The sequence below is a fragment of the Maribacter arcticus genome (genome assembly GCF_900167935.1).
GTDB classification, from domain to species: Bacteria; Bacteroidota; Bacteroidia; order Flavobacteriales; family Flavobacteriaceae; genus Maribacter; species Maribacter arcticus.
Map to the genome: position 1 here is coordinate 94,935 of NZ_FUYL01000001.1, position 19,078 is coordinate 114,012.

Sequence of the window (19,078 nt, forward strand, 5' to 3'; positions counted from 1 at the left end):
AAATACCTCTTCGAATGCTCCTTGAAATGATTAAATTTACCATGTGAGGAATTTGTTTCCATTTTTGGATTGGGTATCTACCTATAAAAAAGCCTATTTTATTAAAGATTTACTGGCGGGCTTAACTGTTGGTATTGTTTTGGTTCCTCAGGGTATGGCGTATGCCATGGTTGCAGGGCTTCCTCCTGTTCACGGATTATATGCAGCATTGTTTCCTGTACTTACATATGCATTCTTAGGTACTTCACGAAAAATAGCAGTGGGACCAGTTGCTATGGACTCATTATTAGTCGCAGTAGGTTTAGGTACTTTGGCAATTACAGGAGTTGAGAATTACATTAAAATGGTGGTTGTTTTAGCCCTTATGGTTGGTGCTATACAATTAGTATTGGGTGTTCTTCGAATGGGTTTTTTGGTCAATTTCTTGTCCAAGCCCGTAATAAGTGGGTTTACTTCAGCGGCGGCAATTATTATTATTCTAAGTCAGTTAAAACACCTTCTAGGTATATCGGTAGAAAATAGCAATAAAATCTACGAGACAGTTCTTAATATTTTTTATAAATTAAGTGAAATAAATTTATTCGATTTTGGTCTCGGCATAGTTGGTATTGGACTATTGATAGGTTTTAAAAAATGGAATAAAAATATTCCGGGTATATTAATAATCGTAGTCTTGGGCATATTGGCAGTGTATGTTTTTCAAATGGGAGCCTATGGCGTTAAGTTGGTGGGTAATGTCCCAAAAGGATTGCCTTCGTTTGTAATACCTACCATAGATTTAGAGGACCTAAGGCAATTATGGCCTATTGCAGTTGCCCTAGCGCTTGTGGGATATTTAGAAGCTATATCAATAGGTAAAGCCTTGGAAGATAAAAGTGGAGAGGAAACAATACAGGCCAATCAAGAATTAATTGCCTTGGGCACCTCTAATATTGTCGGTTCTTTATTTCAAGGGTATCCCGTTACTGCTAGCTTTTCAAGGTCAGCAATTAGTTATGATGCAGGTACGAAGACAAATTTGTTTGGTGTGTTCAGTGTTTTGTTAGTCGTATTTACATTACTGTTTTTAACACCTTTATTTCAATATTTGCCAAATGCTATTTTAGCAAGTATTATTATGGTTTCGGTGGTGAATCTGGTCGATGTAAAGTATTGCAAACACCTGTGGAAAAACAGAAAAGATGAATTTTTTGTATTGATGGTTACTTTTTTTATTACCCTGTTTATGGGAATTACTCAAGGTATTTTGATCGGAGTTTTATGTTCATTATTACTCATGGTATATAGAACATCTAAACCACATTTTGTTGAGATAGGTAATATTGGAAATTCCGACTATTATAAGAATGTAATCCGATTTGCTGATGAGGTTGTGGTTCGAGATGATTTATTGATTGTACGATTCGATTCACAATTGTATTTTGGTAACTCAGGATATTTTAAAAAGCAGCTTTTAAAGCATATGAAAGCAAAAGGCCCTAATTTAAAAGGAATTATTCTTAATGCAGAAGCAATAAATTATATAGATGCCACTGCAGCAGATATGCTAACAAAACTCATTCATGATATTCGTGAAAGAGGTATCCAATTTTATATGGCGGGTGCGATTGGACCCACACGAGATATTATATTTAATACAGGAATTATTAAAGAATTACAACGAGAGTTTTTATTCGTAAAAACTAAAGAGGCGGTAGATTTTTATGATAATCCGAATGAAATTTCATTGTTAGCAGCCAAAGTGGCTTATGAAAACAGTAAAGTGGCAAAAGAAAAATTATAATCGAATTGATTATACCTCGTATTTTGAAGGTTGAGAATCAAGTGGTATATTGATAAATATTAATGAATTATGAATATAGAACAAATATATACAGGATGTTTGGCTCAAGGAGCTTATTATATTGAGAGTGATGGAGAAGTAGCTATTATAGATCCCTTACGTGAGGTTACTCCTTATTTGAAAAGAGCAAAGAACGACAAGGCAAAAATTAAATATATTTTTGAAACTCATTTTCATGCCGACTTTGTAAGTGGCCATCTAACTCTATCTAAAGAAACTGGGGCTCCAATAATTTTTGGGCCAACTGCAAATCCTTCTTTTGATGCTATTATCGCAAAAGATGGTCAAGAGTTTAAATTAGGTAAAATTACTTTTAAAGTATTACATACTCCTGGTCATACTATGGAGAGCACCACATATCTATTAAGAGATGAAAAAGGAAAAGACCATGCGATTTTTTCTGGTGACACCTTATTTTTAGGTGATGTAGGTAGGCCCGATTTAGCACAGAAAGCTGCCGACATGACACAAGAACAATTGGCCGGAACCTTATTTGATAGCTTGCGTACTAAAATTATGCCCTTATCAGATGATGTCATTGTATACCCAGCACACGGAGCAGGGTCTGCTTGTGGTAAAAATATGATGAAAGAAACGGTCGATACATTGGGTAATCAAAAGAAGATGAACTATGCTCTAAGGGCAGATATGACCAAAGAAGAGTTTGTAAAAGAGGTTACAGACGGGTTATTACCTCCACCAAAGTATTTCCCACTAAATGTAAAGATGAATAAGGAAGGCTATGAGGATATTGAAAAGGTTTTAGACCGAGGTACCAAAGGTCTTTCGCCTGAAGAATTCGAATTAATAGCGAATGAATCTGAAGCCTTGGTGTTGGATGTTAGACATCAAGATGAATTTGTAAAAGGCCATATTCCTCGATCAATATTTATTGGTTTAAATGGGGATTTTGCACCATGGGTAGGCGCTTTAATTGCAGACACAAAACAACCATTGTTGTTGGTGATACCAGAGGGTATGGAAGAAGAGGCCGTAACTAGATTGTCTAGGGTAGGGTTCGACGCATCTATAGGATATTTAAAAGGAGGTATCGAAGCTTGGAAAGCAGCAGGTAAAGAAATCGATAAAATCACTTCTATTGGCGCAGAAGAGGCTAAGAAGATGATAGACAGTACTAATATTAAGGTTTTTGATGTTCGAAAGAAAGGTGAGTATAAGAGCGAACATGTTTTAGATGCTGAAAGCACACCATTAAGTGAACTAAATAAGCATTTAGCAGAATATCCTGAGAAGGGAGATTTTTTAGTTCATTGTGCAGGTGGTTATAGATCAGTTATTGCGTCATCCATTTTAAAAAGTCGGGGTATTCATAATTTGATAGATGTGAAAGGCGGTTTTGGAGTGCTTAAAAAAGAAGGCGTGCGTACAACAGATTATGTTTGCCCTACAACATTATAAAATAGATAGATAGGACATTTAATGGTTTGAAAACAGTGAAGTGTCCTAGTTTAAATAGTATTAATTAATTCCTTTAATTAGGATTTAAATTGCGGCGATGTTTAAAAATTTTATAGAGCGTATTGGCCTAATTAATGTTATAATGCTCTTGGTAGTTATTTCTATAATAATTGTATCGGAAGTGCTTTTCTTATCTGGAAAGAAATTGGATGCAATTTTTATTGCATTTTGGGCGCCAACTATTCTAGGTTTTATGAATTATCTTAAATATAAAAAGTAATGGAATTTGTTCTATTATATTCAATTTTCATCTCCATAGTCTTTATGTTGTGGTTGCTTTTTGTAATTAGGATGTACAAGAAAATGAAGGACTAAATCAATTAAAGTGTTCTGACTAAAGAGCGAAAATTGCATTAGGGTTTTTTCGCATATAGCTTTCAACAATTCTTTGTGTCTCTAGTGTATTTTTCTGTGGTATAATAAAGGTTTCCAGATTTTCTATATGTTCTATGGAAAATTCTTTTGGTATGAAGCCGTAACCTGCGTAACTATTTTCTTGAATAATGACAAAGGCATTCTCTTCGGCATTTCTGCCATTTGTTTTTATGACTAAATCTGATTGAATATCTTTTAAACTTTTTAAGGCCTCTTGTACTCGTTCATTATAAGTATTCACCAAGCCTGTGTCAGAACATATACCAATGCATTGTTTGATCTTATAATGAGAGCAGCTTGAAACATTTTCTTGTAAATGACAATACTTGGGGCAAAGCTCAAAGGTATTGCATAACGCTTCTAAATACTGTCTGGCCTCAGTTGGGCTGTAGCATATGGCAAGAGCATTAGGTGTCATTTTTATTTTATTGAAGGCTAAGTGAATTATACCGTTACGATCTTCATAGCTGAAAATACCATATTGCTGTATAGTTCTTTTTTGAGCACTATTATATTTAGGGTATAGGTGTTTAATCTCAGCAGATTCCTTCAATAAAGCAATTAATTCATTCCCAGTTTCTTCAAAATCTAAAGAGGCAGTTTCTGAGCAAAGCGTAATTTCTTTTGTTTTCTTATCGTAAAAATGGACTAGAACCCTTTTTTTAATGTTTATGGCCTTACCAACATAAATAATCTTTCCCTTTTCATTTTTAAAGTAATACACGCCAGGGGTTGTCGGCAGTTTTTCGTACTCCTCTTTTGGCAATGCAGGTGGTAGTGTAGCTTCTTGTGATTTTGAGTTTAAGAATAACTTAAAAACACTTTCTGCATTTTCAGCCCTTAATAGTTTATGAAACAATAAAACAGTTGCATGGGCATCACCTCTTGCTCTATGGCGATTGGTTAATGGAATACCTAAAGCAGCAGTTAATTTACCTAAGCTATAGGAATTATAACCTGGCAGTAACTTTCTTGAAAGACGTACAGTACAGAGCTTTTTTCTAGAAAAATCATGACCAAGTTGATAAAATTCGTTTTTGATGACGTTGTAATCAAAGTTCACACTATGGGCAACGAAAATGGTGTCTTTTGTAATTGCTTCAATTTTAGGTATAATTTCTTCTAGTAGAGGTGCATTGCGCACCATGTTATTATCAATTCCGGTAAGACCCGTTATAAATGAAGGTATTTCACATTGCGGATTTACCAATGAGGTATATTCATCGACTACCTCATGACCATTATATTTAAATATGGAAATTTCGGTTATTTTGTTGCCTTTTATTCCGTTTCCGGTGGTCTCTATGTCAATGATGGTATACAAATACGATAAAATAAATTAGAAAAGTAAAGTTAGCGAATTTGATAGAAATTTTTCATGAATTACCTCCTTTGAAATTTAAGAGGAGGGGTTGTATTGAAATTACCAATTTAAAGGAAGGTATTCGGTCGAAATACAATAGATGGGTTTTTAATTATAATCTGAAAATTATTTGCTCTCTAGATAAGAATCGTATTTATTTTGAGAAAGATGTACACCTTCAAAACCAGAGCTAAAAAGTAATTTAGCAGTATTAGCTTACAGTGTTTAATCGAAGTTAGAGAGAGGAGACTTTTCTGCTACAATATTTGTAACATTATTCTTTACTACTTTTTTTTAGTTCGTTGGTCGTAGTATTGTTCACAACATCAACATTTAAAATACTGTTGTCTTGAACAGAATTTAATTGAACTTGTTGATTGGTATCACGTATTACATACTCTGATACTAGGTCATAGTCCTTACCACAAGAAGATAAACTTAAAAGAAAAATAATGGCTGCTAGGGGGACGAAAAAGGTTCTGGATAATTTAAATCTCATGTAAAAGCAAATAGAATTTTAGTGGCTGAAATAGTAATTCATTCCGAAAATATTTAAACTTTATTTATTAACGATGAAAAGTTCGTTTTATTCGATGAAATGCACTATAAAAGTTATTACAACCAATTGTTAATAACTTTTACGCTTAAGGCTATAAGTATGTTGACTTATATGTTATGCTGGTAGATAACTGCGAAAAAAAAGCAGAAGTGGTTGTCATGTCTCACAGTTGCACTACATTTTAAAGACATTTCAAGCACTGATATATTAATACCTATTGGCAACACTATAAATTAATGCCATGCAAAATACTTGAGCTTAATAGGTATACTGAATTTAAAGTTACCTTAATCTTTAGGTAAACTCGAACTAAATAAATGAACCCATCTTTGCCCTAAGTTTGAGTTAGTTGAATAACCGATGCATTTCTCTTGATGTGTCGGTTTTTTAGTATAAATATTATTTAGTTAGAAAAGCGGGCAACGAATTTTGAGATTGAAAATCGAAAATGGTGGTATTAAAGATTCACCTTTATTTCGTTGATTCTAAAAATCTGAATGCGTAAGAGATTTTGGAAAATGTGAACAATCTTTTCTTGGTGGTCTTCAGGTATACGACCACCAATAATCCAATTTTTTTGAATATGCTTAGTGCTTTTCGCATTAAACTCCATCATTAAGCATTCTAAAGCTTCTTGGCGAGTTTCATCGTTCATTTTACTGAACATTTGTTTTATATTTTCGGTCATGGTTGGTAATGGTCGGAATCAAAAATAAATAAAAAAGAGTTTTAAAATGCTATTAGTTATCGATAGATATCACCAAGAATTAAACAATCCAATAATTACTTGACCTTTACGTAAATACAAAGTCATTTTAAGAATTAAAATTTGCAGACTATACATTTGTGCTTAGGTTTGATAATATCAAATGCATTGTTCGCGAAACATGTCCTTTTTAAAGCTGATTTTATGAAATCAAGAATATTTTTTTCCATTTGTTTTTTTATTGTGGTACTGTCTACGGGTAAAGCACAAGACTTTAAAGTACATTCTCATAACGATTATAAACAGAATATTCCTTTTTGGAAAGCTATCGGCGCAGAAGTGAATTCTATTGAGGTAGATGTTTTTTTACAGAATGGTAAGCTTCTTGTCGCGCATGAATTGAGTGAAGTAGATGATAGTAAAACGTTACAACGAATGTATTTAGAACCTTTAAAAGAGGTTATAGAATTAGGATTGTTTTCAAATAAACCACTTCAGTTATTGATAGATGTTAAAACAGATGCGTATAAAACAATTGACGTAATTATTGATGGTTTAAAAGCGTATCCAATGATTACTGCTAATACCGATATTGAAATTGTAATTTCTGGTAACAGGCCAAAATTATCTGAGTATATAAAGTATCCAGGTTTTATTTCTTTTGATTATCAAAGTTTAGAGCCTATTACAGATACTGCTACCTTAAATAAGATAGCTATGGTAAGCCTAAGTTTTAGAAATTTCTCAGATTGGAACGGAAAAGGAAGGTTAACAGCTACAGATTATAACGCTGTCGTTAATACAATTGCCAAAGCACATGAGTTTAATAAACCATTCCGGTTTTGGGCAACTCCAGATTCTAAATCTGCTTGGAAAGTTTTTGCCGATATGGGCGTAGACTTCATTAATACCGATATGCCTAGCGAATGTGTTATGTATGTAAACACCTTAAAAGAAAGGGTAGTGCAGAATACGGTTTTTTCTGAGGTTTATTATCCAACTTTTGAATCGGACAAGGCAAAGCGAAACCCTAAGAATATTATCTTAATGATTGGTGATGGCAACGGACTTACTCAGATTTCAGCAGCCACTTTGGCGAATAATGGAGAGCTATCCTTGACCCAACTAAAAAGCATCGGTTTTATTAAAACCCAATCTGCCGATGATTTTACTACCGATTCTGCGGGAGCAGGCAGCGCAATTGCTACTGGTGAAAAAACCAACAATAGAGCAATTGGTGCTAATGCCAATGGCAAGGCGATTCCGAATATCACAGAAATTTTAACTAAAAAAGGATTTAATACTGGGGTCATCACTACAGATGAAATTACAGGAGCTACACCTTCCTCATTTTTTGCGCACAGAACAGACCGTGGAATGGCAGAAGAAATTGCATCTGACTTAAATACTTCACAATTAAAATTATTCATATCCCAGCCTACATCCGCGGTTAATGGAATTGATGAGGCAGAGTTTCATATGAAAAGTGATGTAAAAACCATTGGCATGAGTAAGGAAGAAAAAGTAGGTGCATGGTTCAATACTACCAAAGAAGAACCTGTTGAATTCTATGTTGAAAAATTGGCACTAGCCACCAAAAACGGATTGTCATTCCTTCAGAATAAGAAGATGCCTTTTTTCTTAATGATCGAAGGTGCAAAAATTGATAGCTACGGCCATGCAAATGATATTAAAGGTGTCATCACCGAAAGTATCTCTTTTGACAAGGCAATTACCGAAGCCTTGAAATTTGCCGATGCCGATAAAAACACCCTGGTCATTATCACTGCCGATCACGAAACTGGTGGCTTAACGATTCCTCAAGGTGCTATGGCTAAACATGAAATTGAAGCCGATTTTACAACGCATGACCATACAGGTACTATGGTCCCTATTTTTGCCTACGGACCTTTGTCTCAAGAATTTCAAGGCGTTTATGAAAACAATGAAGTCTTTCATAAAATAATTAAGGTATTAGGACTTTAGTGAAAATAATTTTTGATTTTGACACTTCTTCTATACCATAGTCATTTTCTTCTATTACCACTATAAACGGTGAAACTTTACAACAATTTACAAGCATTTTTCAAAAGCAAATGAACGGTGAAGAGGCAGTAAGTTTTAAGGTCGATTTAAAATAACAGCTGTAATTTCTTGAAACAAAATCCTCATAAAACCTTGGGTTTAACTTTCACCGATAGATATCACCAAAATTAAAACTATTGAATCGTTCTATTGACTTAACGGGTTTGGTTCGATTCAATTTTATTAACCCAATTCTTGGGTGAAATACCACGTCTTAAAGGGGATAAAAAGTTCAACGATGTTAATGAAAGGTTTTTTTTGGCTGAATCTTTCCGAATTTTGGCCACGAACGTGAACTATATGTTGCCAAAGACTAAAAGTAGCCTAGGTAATGTTGTTTATGTCACTTCTGGGAAGATGGGCGAAGGTAAGAGTCTTATCGCTTATAACCTGTCCGTAGCCTTTACCAGTATCAATAAAAAAGTTTTGTTGGTAGGTGCCGATCTTAGAAGTCCGGAAATTCATAATTATTTCTCGATGGGTATAAATACAAAAGGCTTAACCGATTATTTACAGCATCCTGATTCTAATTGGCAAGACATTATTTATCCAGGGCTAGAAAATAGCAAAATGCACCATATATGCCTTAGTGGTTCAATTCCGCCCAATGCACCACAATTACTTTCAATTGGTGCTTTTGAGAATTTTATTGTGCAAGCAAAATCATTTTACGATATCATTATTGTAGATACGGCACCGACCATGCCAGTAACCGATACGTTATTGATTGCTGATTATGCCGATGTTACCTTATTTGTGACAAGAGCGGGTGTTACCGATAAAGCAGTCTTACAAGAGGCGAATGAACTTAACCGAAGGGATAAGTTGAAGAATATGGCATTTGTACTTAACGACACCTAAATGGGCGCTAAAGATTCTTATTCATACTCGAATAACGAGAAGTAGATAGCTAGTATAGGTATACATTAAAATAGGGCTCATAAAGAAATTTGTTGAGCCCTTTAATTTGTTAGGTAGTAAAGTTGATGATTTCAAACTTCAATTTTTGAATAGTATCATCTGAATTATTGTTTCGCAACTTAAAATGGTTGTCCGCTTATTATTTTTAACATCAGAAAGGTTACTACCAAATACTTCCTACTTTTATAAGGTGAGCTATAGTAATCAACATTTAAATTGTAGTGATTGGTTAGAAACACAAAAAATTATAAACTAGACAACCTATGAAAACACTTTTAAAAATTTTACTTGCTACGGTGTTGTTTGCAACGCTGTCCATAAAGGCCCAACAAGACAAGAACCCGAATGTAATTTTAATTACACTAGACGGTGTTCGTTGGCAAGATGTTTTTACAGGAATCGATACTAAATTATTGAACAGTTCTTATACTCAAGATAAAGATCTATTGACCGAAAAATTCGTTGGTACATCTATTGAAGAAAATAGGACTTTGTTAATGCCTTTCTTCTGGAATACGATTGCTAACCATGGGCAGTTGTATGGTAATAGAAATAAAAACAGTACTGTGAACCTTACCAATAAGATGATGTTTTCATACCCTGGGTATAATGAGATTTTAACCGGTAGTGCAGATGATGAAAACATTGATAGCAATGATAAAATATATAACAAAAATGTGACCCTATTAGAACTGGCGAACACTACTGAAGCTTATAAAGGTAAAGTTGCCGGTTTTGGTAGTTGGGATGTTTTTCCGTTCATTATAAATGATAAAAGAAGCGGTGTACCCGTAAATGCTGGATATATGGATGCTACGGGCGATTTAAACAAAAGGGAGAAATTCTTGAACGAAATTCAACGCCAGGCACCTGTTATTTGGGAGAGCGTACGTTTAGATGTTTTTACGCATCAGTATGCCAAAGAATACATGAAAAAGAACCATCCGAAATTGGTATACATCTCTTATGGTGAAACAGATGATTTCGCTCATGACGGCCATTTTGATTTTTACACAAAATCATTACATAACACAGATGCGTTGATTGCCGATTTGTGGAATTATGTGCAAACGGACTCCTTTTATAAAGACAATACCTATTTTATTATTACCACGGATCATGGCAGAGGAGAAGGTATAGAAGAAGGTTCGAAATGGACAAGTCATGGTATCGATGTTGCAGGGGCAGAACAAACGTGGCTGGCTATTTTAGGTCCTGATGTGACCTCTACAGGAGAAGCAAGTAACAATCAACTATACACCAATCAAATTGCACCTACGGTATTAAAGACCTTGAACATGAAAATAGACAGCAATAAGATGCCGGCAAATTCAATCGATTTTAAGAGGCCTTGATGTTGGCTTAAACTATTAGCCTGTTTTCGGCTATTTCTTTATCGCTTGTTTATATTTTATGAATCATTGGGATGATTATTTTATAAAAATATAAACACATTTAAAATGTTGGTTACCGGGTAATTAGCTGTTATGGCTTTGTTGCGTGTTTTACAATTGATTTGCCATAGATTATGATTTCTTCAGTTTAGTGATTTAAATTCATATTATATAAAAGAACTAGAGCAACTCACTTATTATTATAGTGTTAGAAGGCTAATAGAGCTAAGGGTAATTATAAATAAATTATGAAATTTTGAGATGTTATCTAAAAACGATTTATCTGTTGTAATTGGGGTTTTTTTTCGACTAAACTTTTTGTTTAATGTTGAAAATTAAGCTTTTACGAATTTTTTAGGAGAAATATTTTTTTCATGTGCCTAATTTATTTACATTGGAATAAAGTAAGAAATATACTACGTTTATATTTTTCATACCCATTCTTTAATTAAGAAATTAAATGTTTTATATGGATAAATAACCCCCCTATGAAGAGTAAAACTATTTGCATAATTGATGATGACCCTATTTGAGTCTATGGTACAAAGGTTCTACTGAACCATAATAATTATTTTGGTTTACGAAGATGGCTATGAGGCATTGGTAAACCTTACTGCCTTGGTAATTTCTAAAAAAAGGTTACCAGATGTTATTTTATTAGATTTGAATATGCTGGTTATGAATGGCTGGGAATTCTTAGATGAATTTGTGAAGTTGCCATTAGTAATTAAACCACAAATTTTTGTAGTTAGTTCACACTTTGAATTAAGTCAAATCAATAAAGGAAATAGCTATGGTATTGTCAGTGATTATATTTCAAAACCTTTGGTTGAGTCTAAACTCACCGATTTATTTGAAAGTGTAATGACTGCGAGTATTTAATGAATAGAACAAGCTAATAGAGTTGATCTTTTATAAAACATATATAAGTTGATTGAAGGTGTATTTGTAAGGTAGTACCTAAGCTATTAAACAAAATAATTCAATCAAGTAAACTTGCCGAGCTTAAAATTTTCAAATCATAAACATGGTGTGTAAAATTTTAGATCCAGATATTACTCAGAATAAATAAAAGCTCATAGGGGTCTAGTACCTATATATGCAATCACCTATTAATTTGGGTTTTGTGAGAGGTAAAATTTTTTACTCACCGAATAAGTGACTTTTAGCTACAGTTATTTTTTAGTAGGTTCTAAAAAAATTGGTTATCCCGTTTGTACGTAAACCATTAGAATTCTATGCTATCCCTAGCTACAATGGGTAGGGTATAATTGCCATATTCAACAACTATGTTGCTTTGGCCGATGATTTCTGTTCCCGACTTATCTAAACCAGAGTTAAATAGAAATACTTTTTCTAACTTCTTAAAGTCTTTGAGCTTGTTCAGGTTTTCTTCTTTAAATGTTGTGTTGCTAAGGTTAATGGAGGTTAGATGCTCGAGCATTTTTAAACGTTCTATTTGACTGCCGGTAATCGTAGTATTATCTAATTTTAGAATAGTAAGATGAGGTAAACTTGCGATGTCTGTAAAAATAGCATCCGTTATTTGAGTGCCCCCAAGGTCGAGTACTGCTATCTGGGATGCTACAGATTTTAGCAATTGAAAATCAATATCACTAAAACTTTTTAAATTAAGTGCGGAGACTTTTAAATAGTGGGTATTCTCACTCATTGTATTTAAATGAAGTCCGCTATTTTTTATCCTTAGTATACTATCTTGAGATGCAGCAGCAATTGCTACATCTGGATAATCTGTTTGTATGATTGTTGGAAAGAAAGATTGAAAGAGTGATTTTTCTAATCCTAGTTCTCCTATAGTTTTATCAAACGAAATACCATTCTCGATCCAAACACCAATTAGTTTAATAGCTTCTTTTGAGGGTTGTTTTTTTCCATCTGGCGGCATATGGTTGTCGTCACTCTTCGGTAATTTCATTCGAATAAATAAATCGCTCTTATCTGCATGGCTAGTTAATACCACAGGACCATTTTCACCGCTTTCTAAGATACCTTGTTTTGTGTTTAAAAGTAGTTCTCCTTTTGCTTTTTTAGCATTGTGACAGCTTACGCAATTATTATTGAGTATGGGTTGAATAACAGCATTATACAAAATGGCAGCTTCCCAATTCTCATCGGTAAGCACTATTTTCTTTTCTTCAAAAACTTCGTATCCCAGGGCAGACTTTAGTGAATTGGGTAGGGGTTCTATCAAATAATCTTCTCCATGCGTAATATTACCGCCTTGGTGCCCGGTAAAGGAAATCAGGATAAAAATGAGCACAGATAAAACCAGCATTGGAATCTTTGTTAAAAAAGGCAACATGGATTTATCTTTTAGCTTTGCCCACATTAAGAAAGAAAATAGCGCAGTGGCAATACCAGACCATAAGTGAACTTTTATAGAATCGAAAGAATAACCTTCCCCTAAATAGTGTAAATATCCTGTGGTACAAGCTAAAACAGCGAAATACCCTGTCCATAAATAAATTAAAGATATCACGTGGTTAAATTCCTTTTGTTTTCTATCATAGAACTGTAACAGTAATCCGACGATAATAAACCCAATGGGCAAGTGAACCACTAGCGGGTGAAGTCTTCCAAAAAGTTGTTTTAAAACATCCATAGTGGCAAAGGGTTACTCGATATTCATTCGTTCTTTGATTACCTTCATCATATAGAGGTTCGCCTTCCATTGATTCGCTACCGGTGCTCTGGTATAGGGTAAAGTTGGCATATAATCAGCAGGTCCGAATTCTGTAGTAAGCGTAAATATATTTTTGGTTTCCCAGTTTTTCCTGATTACTTTTTCCCAGATATCTAGATGTCTATCAACGGCCTTTTTCCATTCGGGCGCTTCTGGGTCGTTTACTTGTGGCCCTTCTGCATGTCCCACACGTGCATGTAAGTGGTGTGTGCGTTCTAACACTTTTTCAAGGGTATTATCTTGTCCTTCCAGTAAAGATTCGTGTACCACCGTCCAATGACTTATGTCTAGATTTAATTTAAGCTCGGGTATTTCAGATAAATAGATTTTAGTATCGGGCAGGTTAAAGCTAAAACGCCCTCGATGGGTTTCATGATATATTGGAATTTTACTTTCCTTCGCAATTTTGTTGGCCAAGTCAATAAATGCTTTGTTCTGTTCAAAAGTGAAAAAATCACTGCCCGTATGGCAATTAATATATACAGGCGCCCACGTAGTCAATAGTCTTAAATGCGCTTCATAGCTTTTTAGGCTCTCTTCAAAGGGTAGGGATTTATTGGTGCCGTTTAAAAACCCCACTTTTAAATTGTACTTTTTTAGTGCAGCCTTTAAATTGTATTGGTCTTCTACTGTATTCGGAAACCAAATTTCTATACCGTCATAACCAGCGGCGGCTGTCTTTTCGCAAAAAGCATCCCAAGAAATAGTACGCCCCCAATCGGTTTGAAAAAATTGAATCGTTTTTTGTTCTTGACTGCTACCCTTACTAGCGATAAACAATAATGCTAAAATAAAAAGGTGTCGTAATTTGGTCATAAGGTATAGGTTGGTATTATTAAATCGGAATTAAGCTAGAATTTCACGAATGACTTCTCCTTCCACATCTGTCAATCGAAAAGGCCTACCTTGAAAATCAAACGTAAATTGTTCATGGTCGAAACCAAGAAGATGTAATATTGTTGCATGAACATCATGAACGGATACCCTGCCATCTACCCCAGAAAAACCGATGGCATCGGTCTGACCGTGAGAAGCACCTTTTTTAATTCCTCCGCCGGCCATCCACATGGTAAAAGCATCACCATGGTGATCACGACCTTTAAAGCCCATGGTTTTACCTTCTCGGTTCTCTTGCATTGGGGTTCTGCCAAATTCACCACCCCAAACGACTAAAGTATCCTCTAGAAGTCCGCGTTGTTTTAGATCAAGTAATAAGGCACTCATAGGTCTATCGATTTCTCGACATTTATTTTTTAATCCTAAATCAACTGCTGTACTGGCATCGGTACCATGGGCATCCCATCCCCAATCGAACAACTGAACAAAACGAACACCATCTTCAACTAATTTACGAGCCAAAAGGCAGTTATTAGCAAAGGATTCCTTGCCCGGTTCTACCCCGTACATGTCTTTAATATGTTGCGGTTCGTTATTAATATTCATTACCTCTGGAACAGCAATTTGCATGCGATATGCCATTTCATATTGATTGATTCGTGCTAAAATTTCTGGGTCGGCATATTTTGCGTATTCTTTTTTGTTGATGTCATTAATCGCATTGATGGTATTCTTTTTTAAATCGCGAGATATACCATCGGGATTATCGATATATAATACAGGGTCACCTTTTGAGCGACATTGTACACCTTGATAAACAGAAGGTAGAAATCCGCTTCCCCAAACACTTTTTCCTGCGCTAGGTGCCTTGCCGCCAGAAGTTAGAACCACAAAACCAGGGAGATTTTGATTATCAGAGCCAAGACCATAGGTAACCCAAGATCCAATAGATGGTCTACCTAATCTAGCACTACCCGTATGCATGAATAATTGTGCGGGACCATGGTTGAATTGGTCGGTATGAACGGCTTTTAAAAAGGCTACCTCATCAACCACTTTTTTGAAATGCGGTAAATTATCGGAAACCCAATTGCCAGATTTCCCCTCTTGTTTGAAGGTTGCCTGTGGACCTAATAATTTAGGTGTACCTCGTATAAAAGCAAACTTCTTTCCTTCTAAAAGTGATTGTGGACATTCTTGATTATTAAGCTTTGCCAGTTCGGGCTTGTAATCGAACATTTCTAATTGTGAGGGGGCGCCTGCCATATGTAAGTATATAACATTTTTCGCTCTGGGTGAAAATGGAGGTGGCAATGTAGCCAACGGATTTAAGTCTCGTTCGGAGAAGCCTGAGTTAATACCAGCTATTGATTTACCCGAGCTCAATGGGTCACACCCCATAAATATTGAGCCTAAGGCTAGACCACCCATACCTGTAGCGCATTGTTTTATAAAATGCCTACGGGTCTTGGTTTCTAGTTCTATTTTAAGTTTTTCTGCTATGAGCCTATCTATATTACTTTTCATAGTAGTTTTTATTTACCAGGCTTATGCCTTGGTTAAAAATTCGTCTAAGTTCATTATTGCATTGGCTACTATGGTCAATGCTGCTAATTTCGAACTCGGTTTTTCTTTTAGACCTATAAAATTTTCTTCATACGTACCTGCCGAAAATTCAACCATCGCTTGGTCATATAAGCTCTTTAAAATTGCTAATTCTTCAGGATCTATTTCTGAAAATGTAGCTTTTTTGAATCCTGATGAAATTCCTTTTTCCACATCATCCATATCCATCGATTTCGCAAATGAATATGCAGCTTCTAAATAAACCGGGTCGTTCAAAGTAACCAATGCCTGTAATGGTGTATTGGTGACCGTACGTCGAATAGTACAAACTTCTCTACTACCAGCGTCAAACGTAATAAAAGAAGGGTAGGGGCTGGTACGTTTTAGGTAGGTATATATTGCACGCCTATATTTGTCTTTTCCTTTACTTTCTACCCACGACTCATTGCTGTAAACAGATTGCCAAACGCCATCTGGTTGAGGTGGCATAACCCCTGGGCCATACATTTTTTTACTTAACAGTCCTGAAACCGCCAATGCTTGATCCCGTATTTCCTCTGCGGTCAAACGTATTCTAGGTCCGCGAGCATACAATTCATTATTTGGGTCTTTTTGATATAATTCTGGAGTAACTATCGAACTCTGCCTATATGTGCCAGACATTACAATTTCTTTGATCAATGCTTTCATACTCCAATTTTGTTCATTCATAAACCGAAGGGAAAGCCAATCTAACAAGGCAGGGTGACTAGGTGGGTCTGATTGAGTACCCATATCTTCTAACGAAGCGACAATACCCCTTCCAAAAACCTGATGCCATACACGATTGACCAGCGTACGTGCCGTTAACGGATTCTCTTTGCTTACCAACCATTTTGAAAGCCCTAAGCGATTTTTGGGCCATGCATCATCGTACGCATTAAGTATTTTCGGCGTACCTGGTTGTACCGTATCTGCCAGCATTAACCAATTGCCACGTTCAAAGATTTGAGTAACCCTTGCCATATCGCTTCGGTTTTCAACCATTATAGGAAGCTCTTGTGTTTGAGTATTCAGTAATTCTATAAATGATCGGTTTATTTGGTCATAACCGGCTTCGGTGGTTCCTGGTATATCCGATAAAAATGCGAACCAAGAAATATGACTTGTTGATACCTGTTTTGCAATTCTGTCATTATTAGCTTCAAAATATAAATCAATAGGTTCATTAATGGTTTTGAAAGGTATTTTTCTAATTCCATTACCGTCAGTTTTATCGACCTTGAATTGCGCTAGTATTTCACCTTTGGCATTATTCTTTTTAATGGTCATAGTGGTGCCATTCATAAATGCCCTATAAAACATATATATTGAGGATGCACCTTTTGTATTGATATTTTTAAGTACGCACGACCCATCATCCCAAAGTGCTAAATATTTAGTGTCTGCAAGTTCACCGTTGACAAAATTGGTCGCATTATGGGCTAAATATTTAGGTTCCATAAAGGATAAGAAATCAGCATAATTTTTCTTTTCCTCTTTAGTACCATACTTTTCTACCCAAGAGATAATTTGGTTTTTCTTTTTAGTCTGTTCGTCATTATAAAAACGAACATTCGGACTTTCATCGGGTGTATCCTCATCTCTCGTATTGTTGAAAAACGCCATAGCTTGATAGTACTCCTCATGCTTAAAAGGATCGTAGGTATGGCTGTGGCATTGTACACATTCCATTGTGGTACTTTGCCAAACAGAAAAAGTAGTATTTACCCGATCTAATACAGAAGCGACTCGAAACTCCTCATCTTCGGTGCCACCTTCGTCATTATTCATAGTGTTTCTGTGAAAAGCTGTGGCAATTAGTTGGTCTGCAGAAGGATCAGGTAACAGGTCTCCGGCCAATTGTTCAGTAGTAAATTGGTCGTAAGGCATGTCGGTATTAAATGCATCGATTACCCAATCTCGATAACGCCACATGTTTCTACCATTATCTTTTTCGTAGCCTTTGGTATCTGCATATCTGGCCAAATCTAACCACCAACTTGCCCATTTTTCACCATAGGTGTTTTGTTGTAAAAGATTGTCTACTGCCACTTCATAAGATATGTTTCCTGAAACGAAATCATCGTGTAATGCTGTAGTTGGAGGTAAACCCGTAAGGTCAAATGCCAATCTTCTAATAAGGATATTTTTATCTGCAGAATGATTTGGAGCAATCGTATCACTTTCTAATTTGGCCAATATAAAATGGTCAATATCATTTTGTAAGAACTCATTTTTACTAACATCGATAATACTAGCTTCTTCAGTAATCGCCGGAACTGTTACTTTTTCTGGCAGTGAATACGCCCAATGTTCGCCCCATTTTGCACCTTGGTCTACCCATTTGGTCAACAAGTCAATCTCCTTCTTTGAAAGTTGGGGCTTTTCGTAAGGCATTCGTAATTCTGGATCCTCTTCTTTTAATCTTTTAATGAATTCGCTTCCACTGGCATCACCAGGAATTATGGCAGGTTTTCCTGATTTAGTAACTGCAAATGCTTCGTCCTTAAAAAGTAAGCTGAAACCACCATTTTTTTTGACTCCGCCATGACAGGTAATACATTTATTATTTAAAATAGGTTTTATCTGAGTACTATAATCTATTTGCTCAGATGATGTGTTGCACGAAAAAATAGTAGTTGCAATGACAATAAAAACGTATTTAAAATAAACCTGTTTGCTGTTGTTTTGCATTGCTAAGAATAATATTTAAGTAGTGTTATAATGATAATCAGTAGACACTTTTGTAAGCAAACTTAATATTAAGAATTTTTAGCTTAATTATAAATGTAGTTTTAAAAATTGTTTAAAAAAAGACCAAATGTATCCAGTATTTTTGTTTTTAATAGGTCTATTTAACTAAAGTTGAGGTGAAAATATAGTAAGGTAAAGAAAAGGTCTTATAGACCTTTTTAGCACAGGTACGAGTTAATGCGTTCGCATTCGACTCTCGTAGGTATAACGAAAAAAACCACCTATAATGTTGTTTTTTGAAGTGGAGCCGGGAGGGGCTACCTTACGGTTGTTCCTAGTGGCTCACGCCCTGCAAATACAACTGTCAAGGCTTAAAGAAACCCTATTGTCTAAAAATAAAAATCCCAAACAAGCGAGCTTGATGGGATTTTATCTTTTCATCCACAATACAGTTGTTAGTGATTGTGGAGCCGGAGGGACTAGAACTCAACCTGGAAATGCCTATGTACAAGGGTTTTGAGGGGTTGTTTT

The 19,078-nt window shown here is 35.3% G+C and carries 14 protein-coding genes; 7 read left to right on the forward strand and 7 right to left on the reverse strand.

The window, feature by feature from the left end; translation table 11 throughout:
* Window positions 1–43: 43 nt before the first annotated feature.
* From B5X55_RS00500 to B5X55_RS00510, 3 genes are all read left to right on the forward strand, one after another.
* Window positions 44–1,783, forward strand: a complete 1,740-nt coding sequence (locus tag B5X55_RS00500; protein WP_079510442.1) for a SulP family inorganic anion transporter — start codon at window positions 44–46, stop codon at window positions 1,781–1,783.
* A gap of 69 nt (window positions 1,784–1,852) precedes the next feature.
* Entirely contained in the window at window positions 1,853–3,262 is a 1,410-nt protein-coding gene (locus tag B5X55_RS00505; protein WP_079510443.1) for an MBL fold metallo-hydrolase, read from the forward strand.
* 97 nt (window positions 3,263–3,359) lie between these two features.
* Complete coding sequence (locus B5X55_RS00510) at window positions 3,360–3,542, forward strand: hypothetical protein (RefSeq protein WP_079510444.1); 183 nt, start codon at window positions 3,360–3,362, stop codon at window positions 3,540–3,542.
* 114 nt (window positions 3,543–3,656) lie between these two features.
* Here the strand turns inward: B5X55_RS00510 and B5X55_RS00515 are convergent, their stop codons facing one another.
* From B5X55_RS00515 to B5X55_RS00525, 3 genes are all read right to left on the reverse strand, one after another.
* On the reverse strand, window positions 3,657–5,021 hold the full coding sequence (locus B5X55_RS00515; protein WP_079510445.1) for an exonuclease domain-containing protein: 1,365 nt from the start codon (window positions 5,019–5,021) through the stop codon (window positions 3,657–3,659).
* A gap of 313 nt (window positions 5,022–5,334) precedes the next feature.
* Window positions 5,335–5,559 (reverse strand): hypothetical protein, encoded by a 225-nt coding sequence (locus B5X55_RS00520; protein ID WP_079510446.1) that lies wholly within the window; start codon window positions 5,557–5,559, stop codon window positions 5,335–5,337.
* Between the two features lie 517 nt (window positions 5,560–6,076).
* Window positions 6,077–6,307 carry a hypothetical protein gene (locus tag B5X55_RS00525; protein WP_079510447.1) on the reverse strand — a complete coding sequence of 77 codons (231 nt, stop codon included), beginning with the start codon at window positions 6,305–6,307 and terminating at the stop codon, window positions 6,077–6,079.
* A 222-nt stretch (window positions 6,308–6,529) separates the two neighbouring features.
* Here B5X55_RS00525 and B5X55_RS00530 point away from each other — a divergent pair, with 222 nt between their 5' ends.
* The 4 genes from B5X55_RS00530 (at window position 6,530) to B5X55_RS00545 (ending at window position 11,607) form a co-directional block, all read left to right on the forward strand.
* Window positions 6,530–8,311 carry an alkaline phosphatase gene (locus tag B5X55_RS00530; protein ID WP_234999628.1) on the forward strand — a complete coding sequence of 594 codons (1,782 nt, stop codon included), beginning with the start codon at window positions 6,530–6,532 and terminating at the stop codon, window positions 8,309–8,311.
* A 294-nt stretch (window positions 8,312–8,605) separates the two neighbouring features.
* Entirely contained in the window at window positions 8,606–9,271 is a 666-nt protein-coding gene (locus B5X55_RS00535; RefSeq protein WP_079510448.1) for a CpsD/CapB family tyrosine-protein kinase, read from the forward strand.
* Between the two features lie 323 nt (window positions 9,272–9,594).
* Entirely contained in the window at window positions 9,595–10,686 is a 1,092-nt protein-coding gene (locus B5X55_RS00540; RefSeq protein WP_079510449.1) for an alkaline phosphatase family protein, read from the forward strand.
* Window positions 10,687–11,298: 612 nt separating this feature from the next.
* Window positions 11,299–11,607, forward strand: coding sequence for a response regulator (locus B5X55_RS00545; protein WP_234999629.1), 309 nt, complete (start codon window positions 11,299–11,301; stop codon window positions 11,605–11,607).
* A 346-nt stretch (window positions 11,608–11,953) separates the two neighbouring features.
* Here B5X55_RS00545 and B5X55_RS00550 read toward each other — a convergent pair whose 3' ends face one another.
* Genes B5X55_RS00550 through B5X55_RS00565 form a run of 4 tightly spaced genes read right to left on the reverse strand, consistent with a single transcriptional unit; the run spans window position 11,954 to window position 18,547 of the window.
* Complete coding sequence (locus tag B5X55_RS00550) at window positions 11,954–13,348, reverse strand: c-type cytochrome domain-containing protein (protein WP_079510451.1); 1,395 nt, start codon at window positions 13,346–13,348, stop codon at window positions 11,954–11,956.
* 12 nt (window positions 13,349–13,360) lie between these two features.
* On the reverse strand, window positions 13,361–14,245 hold the full coding sequence (locus tag B5X55_RS00555) for a sugar phosphate isomerase/epimerase family protein (protein ID WP_079510452.1): 885 nt from the start codon (window positions 14,243–14,245) through the stop codon (window positions 13,361–13,363).
* A gap of 30 nt (window positions 14,246–14,275) precedes the next feature.
* On the reverse strand, window positions 14,276–15,793 hold the full coding sequence (locus tag B5X55_RS00560) for a DUF1501 domain-containing protein (protein WP_079510453.1): 1,518 nt from the start codon (window positions 15,791–15,793) through the stop codon (window positions 14,276–14,278).
* A gap of 21 nt (window positions 15,794–15,814) precedes the next feature.
* Window positions 15,815–18,547 (reverse strand): PSD1 and planctomycete cytochrome C domain-containing protein, encoded by a 2,733-nt coding sequence (locus tag B5X55_RS00565; protein ID WP_079510454.1) that lies wholly within the window; start codon window positions 18,545–18,547, stop codon window positions 15,815–15,817.
* Window positions 18,548–19,078: the final 531 nt, after the last annotated feature.